At 32.8% G+C, this 24031-nt stretch carries 21 protein-coding genes; 11 read left to right on the top strand and 10 right to left on the bottom strand.

From position 1 onward, the window contains the following. Window positions 1-54: 54 nt before the first annotated feature. From carB to KM029_RS00455, 7 genes are all read left to right on the top strand, one after another. A complete protein-coding gene (gene carB / locus KM029_RS00425; protein WP_144074831.1) occupies window positions 55-2871 on the top strand; it encodes a carbamoyl-phosphate synthase large subunit in 2817 nt (938 codons plus the stop codon). 189 nt (window positions 2872-3060) lie between these two features. After that, window positions 3061-3519 carry a deoxycytidylate deaminase gene (locus tag KM029_RS00430; RefSeq protein WP_144074832.1) on the top strand — a complete coding sequence of 153 codons (459 nt, stop codon included), beginning with the start codon at window positions 3061-3063 and terminating at the stop codon, window positions 3517-3519. 211 nt (window positions 3520-3730) lie between these two features. Beyond that, window positions 3731-4759: a cytochrome c oxidase subunit II gene (locus tag KM029_RS00435; protein ID WP_144074833.1), complete on the top strand. Its 1029-nt coding sequence runs from the start codon at window positions 3731-3733 to the stop codon at window positions 4757-4759. Between the two features lie 41 nt (window positions 4760-4800). Continuing rightward, window positions 4801-6696: a cytochrome c oxidase subunit I gene (locus tag KM029_RS00440; RefSeq protein ID WP_144074834.1), complete on the top strand. Its 1896-nt coding sequence runs from the start codon at window positions 4801-4803 to the stop codon at window positions 6694-6696. Between the two features lie 124 nt (window positions 6697-6820). Further along, a complete protein-coding gene (locus KM029_RS00445) occupies window positions 6821-7831 on the top strand; it encodes a hypothetical protein (RefSeq protein WP_144074835.1) in 1011 nt (336 codons plus the stop codon). Between the two features lie 80 nt (window positions 7832-7911). Then, a complete protein-coding gene (gene holA / locus KM029_RS00450) occupies window positions 7912-8931 on the top strand; it encodes a DNA polymerase III subunit delta (RefSeq protein ID WP_144074836.1) in 1020 nt (339 codons plus the stop codon). A gap of 57 nt (window positions 8932-8988) precedes the next feature. Beyond that, window positions 8989-9345, top strand: coding sequence for a 6-pyruvoyl trahydropterin synthase family protein (locus KM029_RS00455; RefSeq protein WP_144074837.1), 357 nt, complete (start codon window positions 8989-8991; stop codon window positions 9343-9345). Between the two features lie 80 nt (window positions 9346-9425). Here KM029_RS00455 and KM029_RS00460 read toward each other — a convergent pair whose 3' ends face one another. After that, window positions 9426-9707, bottom strand: coding sequence for a putative quinol monooxygenase (locus tag KM029_RS00460; protein ID WP_144074838.1), 282 nt, complete (start codon window positions 9705-9707; stop codon window positions 9426-9428). 94 nt (window positions 9708-9801) lie between these two features. On the opposite strand from KM029_RS00460, the gene gldC reads away from it, so the two are divergent. Beyond that, window positions 9802-10143, top strand: a complete 342-nt coding sequence (gene gldC / locus KM029_RS00465; RefSeq protein ID WP_144074839.1) for a gliding motility protein GldC — start codon at window positions 9802-9804, stop codon at window positions 10141-10143. Window positions 10144-10200: 57 nt separating this feature from the next. Here gldC and KM029_RS00470 read toward each other — a convergent pair whose 3' ends face one another. The 5 genes from KM029_RS00470 to KM029_RS00490 all read right to left on the bottom strand — a co-directional run bounded on the left by KM029_RS00470 (window position 10201) and on the right by KM029_RS00490 (window position 15097). Beyond that, complete coding sequence (locus KM029_RS00470) at window positions 10201-10806, bottom strand: hypothetical protein (RefSeq protein ID WP_144074840.1); 606 nt, start codon at window positions 10804-10806, stop codon at window positions 10201-10203. 84 nt (window positions 10807-10890) lie between these two features. Beyond that, entirely contained in the window at window positions 10891-12777 is a 1887-nt protein-coding gene (locus KM029_RS00475) for an amidophosphoribosyltransferase (protein ID WP_144074841.1), read from the bottom strand. Between the two features lie 222 nt (window positions 12778-12999). After that, the gene (locus KM029_RS00480; RefSeq protein WP_144074842.1) at window positions 13000-14103 is read right to left on the bottom strand and encodes a leucine-rich repeat domain-containing protein; all 1104 of its coding nucleotides are present in this window, start codon (window positions 14101-14103) and stop codon (window positions 13000-13002) included. 77 nt (window positions 14104-14180) lie between these two features. Next, window positions 14181-14591 (bottom strand): thiol-disulfide oxidoreductase DCC family protein, encoded by a 411-nt coding sequence (locus tag KM029_RS00485; protein WP_144074843.1) that lies wholly within the window; start codon window positions 14589-14591, stop codon window positions 14181-14183. 2 nt (window positions 14592-14593) lie between these two features. Beyond that, window positions 14594-15097, bottom strand: coding sequence for a hypothetical protein (locus KM029_RS00490; RefSeq protein ID WP_144074844.1), 504 nt, complete (start codon window positions 15095-15097; stop codon window positions 14594-14596). Window positions 15098-15158: 61 nt separating this feature from the next. Between KM029_RS00490 and KM029_RS00495 the strand changes: the two genes are divergently transcribed. Then, window positions 15159-16106, top strand: a complete 948-nt coding sequence (locus KM029_RS00495; protein WP_240050319.1) for a D-2-hydroxyacid dehydrogenase — start codon at window positions 15159-15161, stop codon at window positions 16104-16106. 184 nt (window positions 16107-16290) lie between these two features. Here KM029_RS00495 and KM029_RS00500 read toward each other — a convergent pair whose 3' ends face one another. Then, entirely contained in the window at window positions 16291-17373 is a 1083-nt protein-coding gene (locus KM029_RS00500) for a hypothetical protein (RefSeq protein ID WP_144074845.1), read from the bottom strand. Between the two features lie 465 nt (window positions 17374-17838). Next, window positions 17839-18258, bottom strand: a complete 420-nt coding sequence (locus KM029_RS00505; RefSeq protein ID WP_144074846.1) for a hypothetical protein — start codon at window positions 18256-18258, stop codon at window positions 17839-17841. Window positions 18259-18750: 492 nt separating this feature from the next. Here KM029_RS00505 and KM029_RS00510 point away from each other — a divergent pair, with 492 nt between their 5' ends. Together KM029_RS00510 and KM029_RS00515 are read left to right on the top strand one after the other, a co-directional pair. Next, window positions 18751-21381 (top strand): valine--tRNA ligase, encoded by a 2631-nt coding sequence (locus tag KM029_RS00510; RefSeq protein ID WP_144074847.1) that lies wholly within the window; start codon window positions 18751-18753, stop codon window positions 21379-21381. Between the two features lie 89 nt (window positions 21382-21470). Then, the gene (locus KM029_RS00515; protein WP_144074848.1) at window positions 21471-22274 is read left to right on the top strand and encodes a DUF4292 domain-containing protein; all 804 of its coding nucleotides are present in this window, start codon (window positions 21471-21473) and stop codon (window positions 22272-22274) included. Window positions 22275-22331: 57 nt separating this feature from the next. On the opposite strand, the gene lpxB is transcribed toward KM029_RS00515, so the two are convergent. Both lpxB and KM029_RS00525 read right to left on the bottom strand, forming a co-directional pair. Beyond that, window positions 22332-23459: a lipid-A-disaccharide synthase gene (gene lpxB / locus KM029_RS00520; RefSeq protein WP_144074849.1), complete on the bottom strand. Its 1128-nt coding sequence runs from the start codon at window positions 23457-23459 to the stop codon at window positions 22332-22334. A 106-nt stretch (window positions 23460-23565) separates the two neighbouring features. Next, a complete protein-coding gene (locus tag KM029_RS00525) occupies window positions 23566-23985 on the bottom strand; it encodes a 6-pyruvoyl trahydropterin synthase family protein (RefSeq protein ID WP_126614180.1) in 420 nt (139 codons plus the stop codon). Between the last annotated feature and the right edge of the window lie 46 nt (window positions 23986-24031).

Consider the following 24031-nt stretch of genomic DNA (forward strand, 5'->3'; position numbering starts at 1 on the left):
ACTATTAGTTTTGCATCCCGAGTGTTAAGTCATGTTTTTTAAAGAATAGCGAAAATGCCTAAAAAGAAGCACATCAAGTCGGTACTTATCATCGGGAGTGGACCAATTGTAATTGGTCAAGCTTGCGAATTTGATTATTCAGGAACACAAGCCTCTCGTTCTCTACGTGAAGAGGGTATCGAAGTTACTCTGATCAATTCTAATCCAGCCACAATTATGACAGACCCGGTTACGGCCGACAATGTCTATCTTCTTCCGCTGGAGAAAAAATCAATTATTAAAATTCTTGAAAAGCATGATATAGATGCAGTACTACCAACTATGGGTGGTCAAACTGCATTGAATCTAGCGATTGATTGTCAAGAAGCAGGAATCTGGGAAGATTTTGGTGTTGAGATTATCGGTGTTGATATTGATGCAATCAATACAACTGAAGATAGAGAATTATTCAGACAGAAAATGATTGAGTTAGGAGTTGGCGTTTGTAAAGGACGTACAGCTAAATCTTTCTTACAAGGTAAGGAGATTGCTCAAGAAATTGGATTTCCATTAGTAATTAGACCATCATTTACATTGGGTGGTTCTGGTGGAGGATTTGTCAATACACCAGATGAATTCGAGAAAGCTCTATCAAGAGGTCTTGAAATGTCACCAGTTCATGAAGTTCTAATCGAGCAATCTATCTTAGGATGGAAAGAATACGAATTAGAATTGCTTCGTGATAATCTTGGTAATATTATTATTATCTGTTCTATCGAGAACTTCGATCCAATGGGAGTTCACACTGGAGATTCTATTACAGTAGCTCCTGCACAAACACTACCGGATACAGTATACCAAAGAATGCGTGATCTTGCTATCAAGATGATGAACGGTATTGGTATGTTTGCTGGTGGATGTAATGTTCAGTTCTCTGTTTCTCCAGAAAATGATGATATCATTGGTATAGAGATCAATCCTCGTGTATCAAGATCATCAGCTTTAGCATCTAAAGCAACAGGTTACCCAATTGCTAAAATTGCTGCAAAGCTTGCAATTGGTTACAATTTAGATGAATTGAAAAACCCAATTACAGGTACTACATCAGCGTTCTTTGAGCCTGCATTAGACTATGTAATTGTAAAGATCCCTCGTTGGAACTTTGATAAATTTAAAGGTGCTAATCATAAACTTGGTTTACAGATGAAAGCTGTAGGTGAGGTTATGGGTATTGGACGTACGTTCCAAGAAGCACTTCAAAAGGGATGTCAATCATTAGAAATTAAGCGTAATGGCTTAGGTGCTGATGGTAAAGAAGTGACAGACCAAGCTGTAATCCTAGAAAGTTTAGAGCATCCATCATGGGATAGATTATTCCACGTATGGGACGCAATGAAACTAGGTATTGCAATGAAAACTGTTCGTAAAATCACTCAAATTGATAAGTGGTTCTTACGTCAAATTCTTGATCTAGTTTTACTAGAAAAGAAAATTCAAGCAGAAACAATCCAATCTATTGACAAAGAGACGCTTTTAGAAGCGAAGCAAAAAGGTTTTGGTGATCGTCAGATTGCACACCTTTTAGGTTGTCTAGAAAGTGAAGTTTTCAATAAAAGAAGAGAAGAGTTTGGTATCAAACGTACTTGGAAACTTGTTGATACATGTGCTGCTGAGTTTGAAGCTAAAACTCCTTATTTCTACTCAACATTTGATGGAGAGAATGAGTCTACGCCTTCGAAAAAGAAAAAAGTTGTTGTTTTAGGAGCTGGTCCTAACCGTATTGGTCAAGGTATCGAATTTGATTACTGTTGTGTACATGGTGTTTTAGCTGCAAAAGAAGCAGGTTATGAAACAATCATGATCAACTGTAACCCTGAAACAGTTTCTACTGACCCTGATATTGCAGATAAGTTATACTTTGAGCCGGTATTCTGGGAACATATCTATGAGATCATCTTGCATGAGAATCCTGTAGGTGTTATTGTTCAGTTGGGTGGTCAAACAGCGCTTAAGATTGCTGAAAAGTTAACTCGTTTTGGAATCAAGATCTTAGGTACTAGTTATGAAGCACTTGATTTAGCTGAAGATAGAGGTAGTTTCTCAACTTTATTGAAAGAAAACAATATTCCTTATCCTAAATTTGATGTTATCGAAACTGCTGATGAAGCATTAGAGAAATCAGAAGAATTAGGATTCCCTCTTCTAGTAAGACCTTCATATGTATTAGGTGGTCAGAAAATGAAGATTGTAATTAATGAGGAAGAATTAGAACAACACGTTGTAGAAACGTTGCGTGATATTCCAGGAAACAAAGTACTTCTTGATCACTATTTAGATGGAGCAATTGAAGCTGAAGCAGATGCAATCTGTGATGGTGAGAATGTGTACATCGTAGGTATCATGCAGCATATTGAGCCTGCAGGTATTCACTCAGGTGATTCTTACGCTGTATTACCTCCATATAACTTAGGAGATTTAGTAATAGAGCAAATTAGAGAGTATACTGAGAAGATTGCAATTGCTTTAAAAACAAAAGGTCTTCTTAATATTCAGTTTGCAATTAAAGATGATAAAGTATATATCATTGAAGCAAACCCCCGTGCATCTCGTACTGTTCCATTTATCTGTAAAGCTTACCAAGAGCCATATGTAAATTATGCAACAAAAGTGATGCTTGGAGATAAAAAAGTAACAGACTTTGACTTTAAACCAGTTAAAGAAGGTTATGCAATTAAGATTCCTGTGTTCTCATTTGATAAATTCCCTAACGTGGATAAGCAATTAGGACCAGAGATGAAATCAACAGGTGAAGCGATTTACTTTATTGATACTTTAAAAGATGATTACTTCTTAGATATCTATTCTAGAAGAAATCAATTCTTGAGTAGATAATTCGAAAGAGGAGATAAATATATTAGCCCTTCATGAATAATGAAGGGCTTTTTTATATTTCAATAATTCTTATTTTTGCCCAAGAAAAAACTTTATAATCAACTTGTAATTGTATTTTTAATACACCTTTTTTTGTTACTCAATTACTATTGGTTTACAGTTAAACTATAAACATAACTATACAAATAGATGCTAAATAGAGATCAAGAATTTGATAAGGCTTTTATGCGTTGCGCTGAAGCTATTGGAGAGCTTAGTAGATGTACGCGATTAAAGGTGGGGGCTATAATTGTTAAAGAGGGCAATATAATCTCAATGGGATATAATGGTACCCCTAAGGGATTTGATAATAGCTGTGAGAATGTGAAAAATGTTCTAAACCCTAAAACAAATGAGTTAGAACAAGTGTTGATCACTAAAGAAGAGGTGCTGCATGCAGAAGCAAATGCTATTACAAAAGCAGCAAAATCTACTTACTCTACAGATGGAGCTTCAATTTACTGCACTGATAGTTGTTGCTTTGGGTGTGCAAAACTAATTGTGCAAGCTGGCATAACATCTTTTTATTATAAAAGAGAATACCGCGACAAATCAGGTTTGCAACTTCTAGAGAAGGCAGGAGTAAAGGTGACACAAGTTGGTTATTAAAGGTTAATATATGTAACTCTATCTAATTGATATTCACGCTCTTTTTATAAAATATCGAATATTGTCACCAAAAAAGTATGATATATATCATCAATATTAAAAATATTAGATATATTTGAAAGATTTTTATGTGAACTTCACTATTCGTAAAAAAATAGTGAGAAAAAATCTCAGTTAAAGTATATCACAAACTACACACTATCAACAAGGTATGACAACGGCTTTGCTTATCGCCACAGGGATTATACTTATAGTAGCAGTTTTAGCGCTAGTATATCGTATAATCAACTTAGTAGGAATCGCAAAAGAAGATTCCAACAAGGTTACTTTCAGTAATAAAATCAATGGTGCATTATTCCCAATCTTATTGGTTGTTGGATTAGGGCTGATTTACTGGTCGTATAATGATGCTTCTCAATATTTCTTGCCAGAAGCAGCATCTATTCACGGTAAAGAAACTGATGCTTTGTTCAACATCACATTAGGGGTTGTTTTTGCAGCTTTTGTTGTGACTCACTTACTCTTATTTACATTCCCATTCTTTTTTCAATATTCTGAAAAGAGAAAAGCAGACTTCTATCCTCATAACGATAAATTAGAAATTGCATGGACAGCTGTTCCTGCTATTGTTATGGCTGTGTTAGTAATCTTTGGTTGGAGAGCTTGGGCAGATATTACAGCTCCTGCTTCAGATTCTGCTTTACAAGTAGAACTAATGGGTAAGCAATTTGCTTGGGAAATTCGTTACCCTGGTAAAGACCTTAAGTTAGGAAAGTACGATGTTGCAAATATCGATAATACAAACTCAATGGGTATTGATTTTGACGATGTAAATGCAAATGATGATTTCATGGCACGTGAGATTGTTTTACCTGTAGGTAAAGAAGTAGAATTGAAAATTAGAGCTATTGATGTTATACATTCAGTATTTCTTCCTCACTTTAGAGTGAAGATGGATGCTGTACCTGGTATGCCAACTCGTTTTAAGTTTACTCCATCTATTACAACTTCAGAGATGCGTACTAAAACTAACAATCCAAAATTCAATTATGAATTGGCTTGTACAGAAGTTTGTGGATACGGTCATTTTGGTATGAGAAGAATTGTGAAAATTGTTTCTCAAGCTGAATATGATGAGTGGTTAATGAAGCAAAAATCTTGGTTAGAGAAAAACCCTGATTATATGGCAACTTGGGAAGCTAAGAAAGCTGAAAAAGATGCTGTTGCTCAAGCGAGATAGTTATAGTAGAATAAGATAAAAAATACATAAATATAATAAATATGTCAAGCGTAGTATTAGACGTAGAACATAATGATGTTCATTCTCATGATGATCATCATGAACATCACGGTAATTTCTGGACCAACTATGTGTTCTCTTATGACCATAAGGTAATTGCAAAACAATACCTAATTTCAGGTATACTTTGGGCAATTATAGGTGGTGGCTTATCACTTTTATTCCGTATTCAATTAGGTTTTCCTGAAGCTAACCTAGAGTGGTTAAGACCATTATTAGGTGATTGGATTACTGAATCTGGTAAAATGGATACGACATTTTATCTAGCAGCAGTTACAATGCACGGTACTATTATGGTATTCTTCGTATTAACAGCTGGTTTAAGTGGTACATTCTCCAATTTCTTGATTCCATTACAAATTGGAGCAAGAGATATGGCTTCTGGATTTATGAACATGCTTTCTTACTGGTTATTTGCATTAGCTTCAGTAATTATGCTTGCTTCTTTATTTACTTCAACAGGACCTGCATCAGGTGGTTGGGTAATTTATCCTCCTTTGTCTGCATTACCTCAAGCAGTTTCTGGTTCTGGTATTGGTATGACATTATGGTTAGTTTCAATGGTATTTTTTATTGCATCAAGTTTACTTGGTTCAATTAACTATATTTCAACGGTAATCAACTTAAGAACTGCTGGTATGTCATTTGCAAAAATGCCATTAACAATCTGGTCTTTCTTTATTACAGCCGTAATTGGTATCCTTTCTTTCCCTGTATTATTTGCAGCGGCATTATTATTAGTATTTGATCGTAGTTTCGGAACATCCTTCTACTTATCAGATATTTATATTCAAGGAGAATTATTAGAACACTCAGGTGGTAGTCCAATTTTATTCCAGCACTTATTCTGGTTCTTAGGTCACCCAGAAGTATATATTGTACTTTTACCAGCTTTAGGTTTAACATCAGAAGTAATCTCTACAAACTCTAGAAAACCTATTTTTGGTTATAGAGCAATGATTGGTTCAATGTTGGGTATTGCATTCCTTTCATTTATTGTATGGGCACACCATATGTTTGTGTCTGGTATGAATCCATTCTTAGGTACAATATTTATGTTCTTAACGTTAATTATTGCTGTACCATCAGCTGTTAAGGCATTTAACTATATCACAACATTATTTAGAGGTAATATTGTATTTACTCCAGCAATGTTGTTCTCTATTGGTTTAGTATCATTATTTATCTCTGGTGGTGTAACAGGTATCATCTTAGGTAACTCAGCATTAGATATTCAATTACACGATACTTACTTTGTAGTTGCTCACTTCCACTTGGTAATGGGTTCTGCAGCATTCTTTGGAATGATGGCTGGTGTTTATCACTGGTTCCCAAAAATGTTTGGTAAGATGATGAACAGTGGTTTAGGATACGTACACTTTTGGTTAACTTTCCTAGGTGCTTATATGGTATTCTTCCCAATGCACTACATTGGTATTGCAGGTTTCCCAAGAAGATACTATTCATTTACTAATTTTGATGCGTTCTCTACATTTGCAGATTTAAATGCATTCATTTCTATCGCAGCAATTGTAACAGTAACAGGTCAATTTATCTTTATCTTTAACTTCTTCTGGAGTATGTTTAGAGGTAAAAATGCACCATTAAACCCTTGGGGATCGAACACTTTAGAGTGGACTACACCAAGAAAACCAGGTCATGGTAACTGGCCAGGAGCATTACCAATTGTATACCGTTGGCCTTATGACTACTCTAAGCCAGATGCTGACAAAGATGGGTTTGGTGATTTTATTCCTCAAGACGTTCCATTGTCAAAAACTATGGAATCTAACACTGATGAAGAAAGAGTATTAGCTCAATTAGATTCAGACCTACAGAAATTAGGTGAGGAAAGAGAGAAAAATCCTTTTATCTAGATTGTAAATCTACTCTTGAGTAGTTTATATATACATACTTTTATCAGAAGTATTTAAACCCTGCTTAACGGCAGGGTTTTTTTTTATATATTTACTAAGCAAAACGTAAATCTGTAATATGACTTTGAAGAACCTACTTATATATTTCATTCCAATTATCTTTTGTGCTTGTACATCAACAATAGAAGATCCAAAATATACTTCAGGTACAATGTATTACCCAATAGAAGAAGGGTGGTATATTTCTTATAAAATAGATACTACATTTATTGATTTTGATGATCAGAATGCTGATCAAGATGGAATTGTTAGTGTTAGCTCTATTCAACTAAAAGAATTTATTTCTTCGCCTTATGATGATGGTTTTGGAGGTCAGAATTTTAAGTTGGATCGTTATAAGCGATTGGATGAAACTATGGAGTGGGAATTAGACTCTGTTTGGGCTTTGACTTATAGAAATGGGCAGGTGATTAAATATGAGAATGGCATTCCATATATCAAATTGGTTAACCCTCTTGAAGATAGAATGAAATGGAACCAGAATGCATATAATAATCAAGGAGCAACATCTAGTAGTGGTTTTGATTTAAGGTATGAGGTTGCTTCTGTTGGAAGAGTTTATGTTTTTGGAAATCAAACCTATTCACCTACGGCAGTTATTAATGAAATTGATCAGGAGAATGATATCACAAACTCCTCTGTTAAATTAATATCTGTATATGCAAAGGATATTGGTTTAGTTTATAAAGATTATAAGACTTCTAAAAAAAGATATTATCAAGTTAAATCATCTGATGCTTCATTAACAGGTAATCCGTATTGCGGAAGTAATGAAAATGAAGAAGTTATTACACTAGGAAACGGACAGAGAGTTGTTAACCCATTTTATGAACAAGACATCTGTGAAGAGAACCCTATTTATAATGTAAGCTCAGATAGTATTGAGCAATGGATTTCTAGATGGGAAGGGGGAACTAACAATGCAATTGTAGATTGGGAAACACAATCTAATGGAACAGAAACTGTTTATGTGGTTTCGTTGTATCATCCGGATTATAAAAATGGGTTTAATGAAGTGGGAACTGAAATTAAACAATCTATTATTGAGTACGGAATAGCATTCCCTACTGAATAAGTCTTTACAGATTTTTTATTATTAAAAAACATGATCTAAATTGCGTCTGTATTTTTAGAACAGTATTATAAACTTTTTTTATGGCATTTACTGCAGAATCTATATTAGCAGATATGAAAGCAAACAAGTTCGCACCTATGTATGTATTACAAGGTGATGAACCGTTCTATATAGATAAAATTGCTTCTTATATTGAAGAAAATGCTTTAACTGAAGCCGAGAAAAGTTTTAATCAAACAATATTGTATGGTAAGGACACAACCTTAACACAAGTATTAGAAAGTGCACGTCGATTTCCAATGATGGCAATGAGACAGGTTATTATTGTAAAGGAAGGACAAGATTTACCTGATCTGAATAGAAAAGGAAGTCAAGACATCTTTGCTCAATATGCAGCTAACCCTGTTCCTACAACGGTACTTGTAATTGCTCTCAAAAATAAAAAATTAGACGGTAGAGGGGCTGCTAAAAAGGCAATAGAAAAAAATGCAGTCTTATTAGATACAAAAAAAATGTACGATAACAAGATTCCAAATTGGATCAAATCGTACTGTAAAGATAAAAATTATAAAATTAAAGATAGAGCAATTAACTTAATTGCAGAGTATATAGGTAATGATCTAATTCGTATTGCTAATGAATTAGAGAAATTAATGCTCAACTATTCAAACGACACAGAAATATCCGAAGCTTTAATAGCAAAGCACATCGGGATAAGTAGAGAATACAATGTATTCGAATTACAAAATGCATTAGGGAAAAAAGATATTTTAAAGGCTAACCGTATTGTTATGTACTTTAATGAGAACCCTAAAAGTAATCCTTTTGTTGTAGTGGTTGGTACTTTGTTCTCCTACTTTTCTAAGGTATTAGTAGTACATGAAAATTATAGTCAGGCAGACCAAGTGTTATCTAAATTATTGGGTGTTAACCCTTATTTTATTAAAGATTACAAATCTGCTGCTAATAATTACCCAAGAGAAAAGGTTTTAAATGTAATAGAATCTCTTCAAGATGCTGATTTAAAGGCTAAAGGTATTCGTGCATCACTTTCTGATGACGAAAATCTTAAAGAATTGGTGTTTAAAATCCTTCATTAGACTTTTAGAAATAGTTTATCTTCGCGTGATTTTATTTAACCTGTAATTTATCACGCTATGAAGATTTTTAAATCATATACTTTTGAGGCTGCACATTTCCTACCTCACATGCCAGTAGGGCATCCATGTAGAAGAATCCACGGTCATTCTTGGAAAATGGAATTGCATTTTGATGGTGAATTAGTTTTACCATATGAGTGGCTAATTGATTTCCACGAAATTGATACTGCAGTTGATCCAATTTATAAAATATTAGACCACAATTTCTTAAATGAAGTAGAGGGATTAGAAAATCCTACATCAGAAGTTATATCAATGTGGGTTTGGAATAAAGTAAAGCCAAAATTACCTGCATTGTATAAAGTTGTAATTTTTGAAACACCTGAAGCTGGATCAGAATATTTAGGTGAGTAAATTATTGATACTAGTAAAGTATCAGGATTTTGTAATCAATTTAAAGGGTTATTCTACATTTTTAAGTGGGGTAACCTTTTTTATTGTTTATACATTGAAAATGCTTCAGGCTTATCGTCAAACATTTTTTTTGTTTTTATCCAAGTCTGTTTAAAAAAGTCAGAATCTCTATAATTATTTAAGGCATCTTCGTTATCCCAAATACTAAATGTCATAAATTTATTTACATTCTTATCTTGAAGGAGTATAACAGAGTGGCACCCTTCAAAACCCTCAATAGTAGATTGGATCGTTGTAAATATCTTTTTAAAATCTTCAATTTTGTCTTCCTGGAAAGACATACGGACAAATCTATGTAACATCTTAAAAACAGCTTATTAAAAATTGTAATTTATGCTTTAAAATATGCAACTTTGCATGAATTTACAATCAAGCAGAAGATAAAAAATTATATATATGAAAGAGTCAAATATCCGTATCAAAGTTGAGTTAGATGAAAAAAGTATCCCAGAGAAAATTTTCTGGAAAGCAGATGACTCAGACCAAATAGGTTTATCAGAAACTAAAGCTTTTGATTTAAATATCTGGGACCATGAACGTAAAGAAACATTACGTATTGGGTTATGGGGAAAAGAAATGACCGTAGAAGAAATGAAGTTTTTCTATATTGATGCTATTGGAGGTATTGCACAAAATATCTTTAATGCAACAGGTGATGAGAAAATGGCTTCTGAGATACATAAAATGTGTCAGAAGCTTTCTGATCATGTGAAAGAAACAACGAATAAAGGAAAGTAGTATTTTTCTGCTTCAATAAAAAAAACGGATTGTAAAGCAATTTACAATCCGTTTTTTTCATGAGAAAAATCCTTTTATTCTTTCCCAAAACGTTGGGTCTACTTTTTGTATTGCCCCAACTTTATTTGTGTCTTTTTTTCTTTTTCTATCTTTTGAGATTGGAATTAGGTTTGCTTCTAATCTCTTGTAAATATTTCGTTTCTCAATTTGAAGTAAATATTCTTCAATGGGAAGGTCTTGCCCTTGAGACCACATTGTAGTTAATTGCTGTACTCTATTAGTAACATCTGAAGTAGAGAGCTCACAACGTGCTGAAATAGCTTCTATTGATAATTTATTGATGTAATTCATCTGTAATAGGAGTAAATCTTTATCGTTAAATTTAATTTCAACTTCCTCAACAATATAATTGTCTTTTTCTTTTGGAAAATAGTCAATAATTTTATCTAAAAAGTTATCATCTTCAGATAAAGAACTAGCCTCAAGTATTAAAGAGGTAAGTGCTTTACAATATCCTTTCTGAAAAAGAACAACATCAGTAATTTGTAATTGATCTTGAACATCAAAAAAGAAATCCTTGTAGGTTCTTTGAATTAAACGTTCTTCTCGGTTCTTAAAACCTAAAATATATCTAATATTAGGTAGTAATATTGTAGTGCTCATATTGTAAAAATAAAAGGCTTAGGTTAATTGTTTTAACCTAAGCCTTAATTTTTGGAAAAAATAACCAATTAGTATAAAATCGTACTAATATGCTCTTACTTCTTTTCCTTCCATATAGTTTACAAATGCTTGATTTGCTACCTTCATACCTCCGTTTGTAGGGAAGTTACCTGTAAAGTACCAATCTCCAAGGTGATGTGGACAAGCTTCGTGTAAGTTATCTACAGTTTGATAGATTACTTCAACATCTGCTTTAATATGATCAAGTTTTATAATTTCAGCAATTTCTTGACTGATTTCCTCGTCCGAGAATTGATTATAAAGAGTTTGTACCAAGTTTTCGTCAATTACATCCTTACGAAGAATTGATTTAGAACGGTAATACACTTCATCCAATAGCTCTTCCATATTTCTTTTCTTCACCAAGTTGATCATTGCTCTAAAAGCAACAAACTCCTTCATTTTAGACATATTGATACCGTAGCAATCAGGATATCTAATTTGTGGTGCTGAAGAAACAACAATGATACGTTTAGGCTCTAATCTATCTAACATCTGAATGATAGATTTTTCTAGAGTAGTACCTCTTACAATAGAATCATCGATAACTACAAGAGTATCAACTTTCTTTTTAATTACTTCGTAAGTTGTATCATAAACGTGAGCAACCATGTCATCACGCATTGTGTCGTCTGCAATAAACGTACGTGCTTTAACATCTTTAATTACAAGCTTTTCTTGTCTAGGACGGAACGTCATCATCTTCTCAAGTTCCTCGCCAGATACGCCATTTTCAATAGCTTCTAGACGTTTCTTAACAAGATATTTATCCATTCCAGCCATCATTCCTAAGAAAGCAGTTTCGGCAGTGTTAGGAATATAAGAGAAAACAGTGTTTTCAAGATCATAGTCTAAAGCTTTAAGCACTTTAGGTACAAGAAGTTCACCTAATTTTTTACGCTCCTCGTAAATTGCAGGATCAGTTCCACGAGAGAAATAGATACGCTCAAAACTACAAGATAATTTTTCTTGAGGTTTTAAGTATTCTTTCTCTTCGTAAGAAGAATCTTTGTTTACAATTAAAGCATGACCAGGTTTAATTTCTTTGATTAGATCATAATCTGCATTGAAAGCCGTTTTGATAGCTGTTTTTTCTGATGCAACAACTACAATTTCGTCATCTGCATAGTAATATGCAGGGCGAATGCCGTTTACATCTCTTGCTACAAAACTACCACCATAGCCAGTTAGACCCATGATAGCATAACCTCCATCAAAATCTTTACACGAACGAGTTAGTACCTTGCATAAATCAAGTTCTTCCTCAATTTTGTTCGAAATTTCAATATTAGTTAAACCAGCGTTGTTGTTTTTTTGGAAGAGGTCTTGTACTTCTAGATCCAAAAAGTGACCGATTTTTTCCATCACTGTAACAGTATCCACATTTTCTTTAGGATGCTGACCAAGGTGAACAAGCTTATCGAAGAGCTCGTCAACATTTGTCATGTTAAAGTTACCGGCCATGATGAGTTGTCTACTTCTCCAATTGTTATTACGCATGAAGGGGTGACAGTGAGCAATTGTATTTTTACCATGAGTACCGTAACGAAGGTGTCCCATGTATACATCGCCCATAAAAGGGATGTTTTGTCTGAGGTAGTCAGCATCGAAGTACTTCGTGTTGTCTTTGCTGATCTTGTTTAGTTTTTTGCCTACCTTTTTGAAGATGTCGTTAATTGGATCTGCTTCCACTGACCGAGCTCTATCTACAAACGGAAATCCCGGTTCTAAGTCTAGTTTAATACTAGCAATACCGGCTCCATCTTGACCACGGTTGCGTTGCTTCTCCATCAAAAGGTACATCTTGCTGATAGCATACGTTGGAGTACCATATTTCTCAATAAAATAAGAAAGAGGTTTCCTAAGTCGTAGCATTGCAATGCCACACTCGTGTTTTATGACTTCACTCACTGGACTATAGAGGTTTAAGTTAAATCCTGCACAAAAAAAGTCTTATTTCTACCTTTAACCAAATAACTATCAATAAAATATTGATTAATAGTAATGAAAAAGGGGAAATAAGACATTTTTATGTTCTTTTATCAATATTCTGCCTCAATTTTCGGCTTAATATAATTTAAAAGATATGTTATATGATTTTTCAAGGTTGCAGAACAAGCTTGTTATTTAATACTAGAAAAAGTCTGTTTCTACATTAGGTCTTTCAGTTTTAAATTTATCAATATCTTCTTTAGAAACTTGTGTATCTCTGAAGTACATAATTGATAAGGATTTCACACCTACCATTGCAGAAACATCCTTTACTTGAGTTCCTGTAATAATAAGTATACTTAGGTTTTCTAGCGTAGAAAGTGGATTTAAATCTGTAACAGGAGTGTTAGAGAGTGTAAGTTCGTTCATTGCTACACTATTAGAAAGAGTAGAAATATCAGATACCTTGCTATCAGAAAAGTAAAAAGTGTGTAATTTTTTTAATTTTGATAAGGCTGTAATATCTGTAATTTCTGTATTACTAATGTTTAAGTGCTCTAGATTTTTTAATTTCTTGATAGGAGATAAGTCAACTATCTGAGTTTTTTGAATTTGAAGCAACTTTAATTTTTTCAACTTCTTTATTGGAGTCAAATCAGCTACTTTGGTATACGATAACTTTAATTCTTCTAATTCTTTGATAGAAGAAACAAAGGATAAATCTTCAGCTTTTGTTTCATCAATAGAAAGAGATTTTAAAGTTTTAAAAGTAGAGATAGATGCCCAATCTTCAAATGCTTTATTTTGGAATAAATCTAAACTTTCTAGCGGGATATTGGCAATAGGAGTTAAAGATTTCACTCTTGTTCCAGAAAGGAATAGCTCGTGTATCGTCATAGAATGATCTAAAGGAGTTAAATCATTTACTCTAGAATAAGCTAAATTTAACCTTTTAAGATTGTGCATATTTTTTAGAGGTGACAAATCTTTAACTCTAGTATAAGAAATATCAATATCTTCTAAATTTGTTAACGCAGCTATTGGTTCTAAAGATGTGATAATTCTTTCATCACCATAATCATCATAAGCAGAAGCATTAATAGAAGTAAGTGCTTTAATTTTCTGTAAGCCTTCTTCCGTCATATTATCTTCTTGCCACATTAATTGAGATGTAAATATGCCTTTCCAATATTTATCAAGACCATTCCACCATTCCATTGATAAATTATCTTGAGCAAAAGAAGGTGAAGCAAATAAGCAGATCATAAAGACTAAAAAGCCTTTCTTAATGTTTTTAGTAATCATTACTATATTATATAGAGTTCTGAATTTTCGTTGTTATGTATTTTTAATACGAACAAAACGAGATCATATTGTATAAACTACTTATTGGAAGCGGTATATTTTTTATTTTGATGAATCAATTCGCATGTATCCGTTTTTTTGCCAAATAGTTTATATCTATACTTTGCAATAAGATCGTACCAAAAATTATTAAACTTGTTTGGTAAGAATTTACCTAAAGCGATAATCGATAGAGGAAATTTTAAGTGTTGTGCAATTTTTAGAGCAGCATTTGATTTGGTAAATACTTTATTGTCAGATATTAATACGATGCTATCGGTGTAATCAAGCGGAAGGTTATACTGCTTTAAAAGTTGAATACCCTCATCAGATTGTAATGAACAAAATTGAAAAATATCACTTTTTTCATTTCTTATAATAAACTGCACACTATGGTCACAGAGATTACAAATACCATCAAAAAGAATAATTTTTTTTTCTGAATTCATGATTATTCTGTAATTATCTCACAGTTTGGATGTCTTAATAGAACTGTATCAACTTGACTTTGTTCGATAGATAGCCCTTTAATATTCAATATTTTTAAAGGAGCCTCAAAAATTGGAGATAAATCATCTACTTCAGAGTCATTCAGGTAAACGTTTTCAAGACTAGCTGTTAACATTAATGCATCTAGTTCTGCAACTTTAGTATTCTCTAAATGTATTTCTTTAATTAATGGAAAATACATTATTGGATCTATTTCTTCTAATGGTAAGTTAGCAGCATAGATTTTTTGCAAAACTATTAGTCTATTAAAGAAAGTAAAATCAGGCCAATCGTTTAACGTTAGGTCTTCGTTAAAAAGTTGTTTGTATACTATTTTAGCATCTTTCTCTTTTGCTAATAATGATAAAATTTTATGCGAATCTGTTTCGGTTTCTTGAGACTTAATACTTAAAATGATAATTTCTTTCCACAATTGGGGAAATTTTCTCCAGCTAGTAACTTTCATGGTCGTTTTTTTAGGTGATTAGTATTAATTTCACTGCAATTTACATGATCAAAATAAATATATGATGCCAAAAATAGTTTTTTTAGATACAAATACTCTTGGAAATGATGTACATGAAGAGCTACAGCGTTTTAAAAATTTAGGAGACGTTATTTACTATGATTCTACTACTGCAAATGAGATTACCGATAAGGTGAAAAATGCAGAAATTATAGTTACTAATAAGGTAGTGATAACTAAAGAGATTATGGCATCTTGCTCACAATTAAAATTAATTGTAGTAACTGCCACAGGTACAAATAATGTAGATCTAACTGCTGCAAAAGAGCTTGAGATTGTTGTTAAAAATGCAGTGAATTACTCCTCAGAAAGTGTTGCTCAACAAACGTTTGCTATGCTACTTTCTTTAATGAATGGAATACATACTTATGATTCACGTGTAAAATCAGGTCAATACTCTGAAGGAACATCCTTTACTTGGATTGGAAATAGCTTTTCAGAAATTGCCGGAAAACGTTTTGGAATAATAGGTTTAGGTAATATAGGAACTAGAGTAGCCGAAATTGCCACTGCTTTTGGAGCAGAGGTTATTTATTATTCTACATCTGGTATTTCAAGAAATGAAAAATATAAATTGGTAGATAAAGAAGAACTTTTCTCTACTTCGGATATTATCTCAATTCACTCTCCGTTGAATGATAAAACTGCTAATTTTGTTGGGGAAGAAGAGTTTAAATTAATGCCTACATCAAGCATATTGATTAATACTGGTAGAGGAGGAATAGTAAATGAAAGTGATTTAGCAAATGCACTTAACACGAATGAAATAGCAGGAGCAGCAGTTGATGTTTTTGCAGTAGAACCTATACAAGAAAATAACCCTCTATTATCTATTGATGTTCCTGGAAAAATTTTATTATCTCCTCATGTTGCATGGGCTAGTAAAGAAGCAAGAAAAAAATTATTAGAGATTACTTATGCTAATATTAAGGAGGTGAATCAGAGTTAATTGTATCAGGATTACTGTGAAGACGTAACTTGTTTTGTTATAGTAATAGTAGTTTTTCTGCCTTTGTTTAATCCAAGTTATAAACTTAAATCAAGCACTTAACACTTAAGATATTAGCTATAAAAAATGGAGACCTTCATTTGTATATGACGATCTCCATTTTAATTAAACTTGAAAAGTAATATTAGTAGATTTCTACCAATAAATCTCCATTTTTGAAAGTGCCTTTTATAGGGTTATCTTCATATGCTTTTTTAGACTCATCTACATATTGAACATATCTTTGTGCATTTCTTCTTTTTAAAAGATCTTTAGCTACTTGTTCACCATTTTTAAATAATGCTTTGAAAGCAGTTTGCTGATCTTTTAAGTCTTGAAGTTCTTTTTTCTTATTTCTAAGATCTTGATTAATACCAAAGTACATTTTATCCTGTTGATCTAAGAATTTTTTTTCAACTTCTTGATATTTCTTCATTAAGCCAAATTTAATTCTTACTTCAATATTATGAATAGCCATTTCAAGGATAGCGATTTCATTCATAATCCTACCTTTTTCAGTTGAATAATTTGAGGCAGAAGGATCTAGGTTAGCGTTTTCTAACTCCAGCTTTTCTAATGCTTCATCTTTTAAACTTATTTTCTTATACTCTCTTTCAAGGTATGACTCATGTCTTTTTAGGTTCTTATCCAATTCTTTTAAAACACGTTCTTGTGATTGAAATGTTCTATTAAGACTTTCAAGTTCTTTATCAAGTCTCTCCATATATTTAATATCATAAGAATCTGCTAATTCTTGTAAGTGATCAATTTCTGTTTGTGACCATTTCTTTACACTTTTAATTTCAACAACAGCACCATGCATAGAAGAGTTATATGATCTTAAAACTAAATTAGCTTGTGTATTAGCATCATTTTTAGCTCCTCCTGTATTTACAAAAGACCCATTAGTTGAAGATGAACTACTAGAAGACGAAGATGAATTTTTCGTTACTTTTGAAGAATTACCAGAAGTAGGTTTCTTAGTTATTTTTGTAGTTGTATTCTTTCCTGTATTTGAACTGTTAGCATCCCCTTTTGTATTGTTACTTTTATTTGTATCAGAAGAGTTTTTTTCATTATCAGTTGAATCATTTGTTTCAGCCTTTTTGCTTAGGCTGTCCTCTTTTTTTACAACCTCTACTTTTTCTTTTGGAACTACTTCGTCCTTTTCTTTATTACAAGAAATAAATATTGATAGGAGAGAAGCTAATACAAATACTTTTTTCATAATTTTTTTTGGATATTTCACTATATAGACAATCCATTTTCACCTATGTGCAAATATTGTTACAGCTTATTAACATTGTGTAGGTTGTAATTTTATCGAACCATATTGAAGAACTTCCAAAGTAAATCTTCCTCTTCTTTTTTATAACTTCCTTCACCTTACCTACCCAAGAAAAAGTAGTTCAATTGAAAGACCATAAAAAAATGAACCTATACAGATGATCTTGAGTAATGCTAATTAGTAAAACGAACAGTGGAGGTAGACAGCGTCGAATTTCATAAACCCTATTTTCAAGATGAAATTATTTCGTGAGCAAACGCATCACTTACTAATTTCATCAAATTTTTTGCAAAAAAATAACCGTTAATCGGTTAAGATGTGTAACAAGAAGTAAAAAAGTACAGAAGAATAATTTTTTAGTGGTAATAATTAATCTATTTTAGAAGTGTTTTTAGTAGGTAAACATTAGGCAGCCTTCTTATCAATAAAATTGATTGTAGCTTTGGGAGGGATAGAATAAAATGAATTTTGAATGACTTCTTTTTGTAGCCTACGCTCTTGTCGAACTTTCCTTTTCCATCTTAGATGTGCGTATAGAAATTGGTACAAAGGTCCATTGTCCATATAATGGAACATAATAAACCCATAATACAAGTTGTAAATTTTCTTTGGTCCTAATCGTCTCATTTTATAGTATGGACTGAAAATGTATTTATCCCTGTTGGCATCACTTAACCAATAAATTTTAGTTCGGTCAGCATATAACGTATATTTTATTCTTTTATAATGGAATATAAAACTTCTCTTTTCGGTACTGCTTGCTAACTTTTTTCTTGCGATGGCTAATTTTTGGGCATACTCTGCCACGTATTTCCCATTAGGCATACTATTTCGTTTTAGTTCTCTATAAATGGTAGTCGTTGATACTTTTACTAAATGAGCAATTCCTTTTATCCTAATCTTGGCAGCGAAGGCAACTTATAAGCGTACTCTTTGATGATAGGTTAAGTTTTTCATGAGTAAATTATTTTGAGTGTTAATAGTGTATTCGTTTTTTCTAAGTACTCGGTTACAATAAAAGCTGTTTTATAACATAAGTTAATGCGCGAAAAGGAAATGTGATGTTTAGATAAGCATAAAAAAGGAGTGCTAAAATTTATAATGAAACCTGATTTTGTAATGTAATTCATGTCGTTTTCATCATGAATTACCTTTTGATAAACGCATTCTGTTTGATTTCTGATTCATATTCAATTATTAATTCTTAATTCTTCATCATCTAAAATTCTTTTTGATTAAATTTGCCGTTCGTAAAGAATTTATGGGCCTTGAAAGAGGACATTTATTATAAATTATTTTTTCTGTAAAATTAAAAGCATGGAACTTGCGTCTAAGTACAATCCTCAAAATATAGAGGACAAATGGTATCAATTCTGGTTAGAAAATAAATACTTCCACTCGGAGCCAAACCCTAATAAGAAGCCATTTACCGTCGTCATTCCACCGCCAAACGTAACTGGTGTACTTCATATGGGACACATGTTGAACAATACAATTCAAGATGTATTGGTTCGTCGTGCACGTATGAGAGGATTTGAAGCTTGTTGGGTACCAGGTACCGATCATGCCTCTATCGCTACAGAAGCGAAAGTGGTAAAAATGCTAAAAGAAGAGAAAAATATTGCCAAAAAAGACATTACACGTGATGAGTTCATGGGCTACGCGTGGGAATGGAAAGAAAAATATGGTGGTATTATTCTAGATCAGTTACAGAAATTAGGTGCTTCTTGCGATTGGGACCGTACTAAGTTCACAATGGACGAGGACATGTCGAAAGCTGTAATTAAAGTTTTCGTAGATCTTTATAAGAAAGGTTGGGTGTACAGAGGTGCTCGTATGGTAAACTGGGATCCTGCAGGTAAGACTGCTCTTTCTGATGAAGAGGTAATCCACAAAGAAGTTAACTCAAAATTATATTACGTTAAATACCCAATTGTAGGTAAAGAAGGAGAGTTTGTAACTATTGCTACAACTCGTCCAGAAACTATTCCTGCAGATGCTGGTATTTGTGTAAATCCTAACGATGAGCGTTTCAAGGATCTAATTGGTAAGAAAGTAATTGTACCAACAACAGATAGAGAAATCCCTGTATTTGGTGATGATTACGTAGATATTGAATTTGGTACTGGCTGTTTAAAAGTAACTCCAGCTCACGATATTAATGATTACGAATTAGGCTTAAAGCACAACTTAGAAGTTATTGATATTATCGAAGAAGATGGTACTATTAACGCTAAAGCTGGTGCAAAATACGATGGTAAAGATCGTTTTGTCGTTCGTAAGGAAATTATTAAAGACTTAGAAGCTTCAGGAAACCTTGTTAAGGTAGAAGAACTTGTAAATAAAGTAGGTACGTCTGAAAGAACTGGTGCGGTAATCGAACCAAGAATTTCTACACAGTGGTTTGTTTCTATGAAAGAAATCTCTAAGCCTGCATTGGATAATGTAATGAATGACAACATTCAATTACACCCTGCTAAATTTAAGAATACTTACCGTCATTGGATGGAGAATGTAAAGGATTGGTGTATTTCTCGTCAGTTATGGTGGGGACAACAAATTCCTGCTTTCTACCTTCCAAATGGTGAATATGTAGTTGCAGAAACTTCTGAAGAAGCATTAGCATTAGCACAAGAAAAAGATCCATCTATTACATCTCTTGATCAATTGATACAAGATGAAGATGTATTAGATACTTGGTTCTCTTCTTGGTTATGGCCAATTTCTGTATTCGATGGTATTACAAACCCAGAGAATGAGGAAATCAACTATTACTATCCAACAGACGATTTAGTAACGGGTCCAGATATTTTATTCTTCTGGGTAGCACGTATGATCATTGCTGGTTATGAGTGGAAAGGCGAATTACCATTTAAGAATGTATACTTAACTGGTATTGTTAGAGATGGTGAAGGACGTAAAATGTCTAAATCATTGGGTAACTCTCCAGATCCTTTAGATTTAATGAAAATCTATGGTGCAGATGGTGTTCGTGTAGGTTTATTACTTTCTGCTGCTGCAGGTAACGACTTATTATTTGATGAGAAGTTATGTGAGCAAGGACGTAATTTTGCCAACAAAATATGGAATGCTTTACGTTTAGTAAAAGGATTAGAAGTAACAGATGCTCCACAGCCGGAAGCGAATAAAATAGCTATCGATTGGTTCGAGTCTCGTTTTAATGCTGTTTTAGAAGAGGTTGATGCTAACTGTGATAAGTACAGATTATCAGATGCATTAATGTCTATCTATAAGTTGGTTTGGGACGATTTCTGTTCTTGGTATTTAGAAATGATCAAGCCAGAATATGGTTCTCCAATAGATAAAGCTACTTTAGATGCAACGATTGGTTTCTTTGAGAAGATCATAAAACTTCTTCATCCATTTATGCCATTCTTAACAGAAGAAATTTGGCATGTAATCGGAGACAGAAAAGAAGGTGAAGCATGTGTTGTAGCAGAATATCCTACAGTACAACCTTTTGATGTTACTTTATTAGAACAAGCAGCTGCTGCATTTGATGTTATCTCTCAAGTAAGAAATGTAAGAAACCAAAAGCAAATTGGTCCTAAAGTACCTCTTCCTATGTCTGTAATGACAAAAGATACAACGGTATACGATCGTTTTGGTGGTATAATTACTAAACTTGCTAACCTTGAGTCGTTAACTATGGTTGATGCTGAAGTAGAAGGAGCAACTCAATTTGTATACAAATCAGATACTTGTTTTATAGATGTAGCTGATCAAATTGATGTTGAAGCAGAAAAAGAAAAAATGTCTAAGGAGTTAGAATATACTAAAGGTTTTATTGCTTCTGTAGAAAAGAAATTATCTAACGAACGTTTTGTAGCAAATGCTCCTGAAGCAGTTGTTGCAAAAGAACGTCAGAAAATGGCTGATGCGGAAAGTAAAATCAAAGTATTGGAAGATGCATTAGCAAAACTCTAAAGAGAAAATACTTATATTTAAAGGCGATCGTGTAAAGCGATTGCCTTTTTTAATGACTTTATTGTATACAGATACCTTATTTTACTTGAATGAGAAAGTTCAATAGCACAATCCATTTTATTTCTACTCTTACTATATTATTCTTAGTAGGATGTCAGCCTAAAACAGTTACTACTACGGATTCTAATAAAAGCTCTTCTTTAGATATCCACAATTTAAATTACAAATACCTCTCTACAAAAGGGAAATTAGAATTCGATTCTCCTGCAAAAGACATGAAACTTTCTGTAGATACTCGAATTGAAAAAGATACAAAAATGTGGATGTCTATGCGTGTAGCAAAGATTGAAGGGTTGAGAGTGCTTGCTACAAAAGATAGTGTTTTTGCATTAATGAAAATGGAAAAAGAAGCTTATGCATTAAGTTATGACGATGTCGAATTACTTTTAGGGACACGAATTGACTACGATTTATTACAGTCTATTTTTACAGGTGATTTACCTTCTACTTTTGAAGATGGTAAATTAAAAATGGATGACGATAACTTTTTACTAACGTTAAAAGGGAAAGGTATTGAGTCTATTGCATTAATTAGTAGAACATCTCAAAAGCTAGAAAAAATAGCGGTATCTCTACGTAAGGAAAAGAAGATTGCTATTATAGATTATATGGATTTTAAGGCTGTGAATGAAGCATCATCTCAAATTGCACCTTATCATTCAGTAGTTAAAATAGGCACGGGGACAGCCGATAATTTACAAGAAGCAACAACTGTAGATATTATTTTTTCTAGAATTCAACTTGAAGAAGAAGCACAGAAAATGCCATTTAAAATACCTTCAAAGTATAAATTAAAAGGCAGGGCCGATTTAGAAATGGATCTAAAAAAATAAAAAAAAGAGTGAAGACTTTAATTAATCTTCACTCTTTTTTTTATCTCATTTATAGTATTAGAACTTCTGTTCAGGTACTCCTTCTGTAAGGTATTTGTACATAAGGTTTGCAGCTTTTTTGGAAGTGCCCTCAGTATCTATTTTTGCTTTCATTTCTGCATAATCAGAAAGTATTTTTTCTCTTTTAGTAGTTAAAGTATACTCCAATTCTTCTTCTAATCTTTCTGTAGTAAAGTCTTTCTGAATAAGTTCTTTTACTACTTCTTTATCTGCAATTAGATTTACTAACGAGATAAACTTCACTTTAATTAAAGCTTTAACAATACTGTAAGTTACCGTACTAGTTCTATAACAGACTACTTGAGGTACATCAAATAAAGCTGTTTCTAATGTTGCCGTACCAGATGTAACTACTGCAGATGTAGCATGAGTAAGTAAATCATAAGTTTGATTGAAGATAACTTTTACACCAAGTGCTTTGGCTTCATCGTATAAATTTGCGGGTAAGTTCTCAACACCTGCAATTATAAACTGATATTCATTACTGTATTTAGGAATAATAGTAAGCATTGTATTCATGATAGCGCTTACTTCCTGAAACCTACTACCAGGTAATATGGCAATAATCTTTTTATCAGGGTTAATATTGTTGTCTGTAAAGAATGATGGAGAAGGAGTAAACTGTTTAATAGCATCAAACAAAGGATTACCCACATAATCTACATCATAATCAAACTTTTTATAGAATGCCTTCTCAAAGTGCATGATTACGAACATTCTATCCACTACTTTTCTAATTCTTTTGGCTCTGTTCTGGTTCCAAGCCCAAACTTTAGGTGATATGTAATAGAAAACTTTTGTTCCTCTAGGTTTTACATATTTTGCAATTTTGAGGTTAAACCCAGAAAAATCAACCAAAATAACAACATCAGGTTTCCAGCATAAGATATCTTTCTTACACTCATTTAAGTAACGGTAAATAGGAACTAAGTTTTTTGCTACTTCAAGGAACCCCATGAAGGAGATGTCTGCATAATGATGAATCATCGTTCCGCCAACTTTTTGCATTTCTTCTCCACCCCAAAAACGAAATTCAGCATCAGGATCCTTTACAAGAATCTCCTTCATTAAATTTGAAGCATGTAAATCTCCTGATTTTTCTCCTGCTATTAAATAGTATTTCATCTTTTAAAAGGTAATTTGATTAAAAAGTTGTTGTGTACTAGAACAAAAATAAAAAAAGGATGCCTATTAAAAGCATCCTTTCTAAAATATCGTACTAATTTCTGAATTATTCTCCGTAGTACTGCACGAAATTTTTTCTAGTTTCGTGTAATTCAATACAATGTAAATCAGCATTAGGTGCAAACTCTTTTACTTTTGGAGCAAGAATTTTCCAGAATTCAATTGCCAAAGTTTCGCAGCTTGTCATTTTATCCTTTAAGAAGTCAACATCTAGATTTAAGTTTTTATGGTCAACTTTATCTATGATGAATTCATTCATGATTTTACCCAAGTCCTTCATATTCATTACATATCCTGTGTCAGGATCAGGAAGTCCCTTCACTGTAACCAACATTTCGAAGTTATGACCATGCCAATTCTCATTTGCACAAGGACCAAAAAAATCTTCATTTTGTTCTTTTGTCCATTTCGGATTATACAACTTGTGAGCTGCATTGAAGAACTCGCGTCTGTTTATGTAAATCATAGTTTATAAATTTGAAGTTGCAAAAATAACAACTTCAACAATATGA

This window comes from Flammeovirga kamogawensis, assembly GCF_018736065.1.
Classification (GTDB): domain Bacteria; phylum Bacteroidota; class Bacteroidia; order Cytophagales; family Flammeovirgaceae; genus Flammeovirga; species Flammeovirga kamogawensis.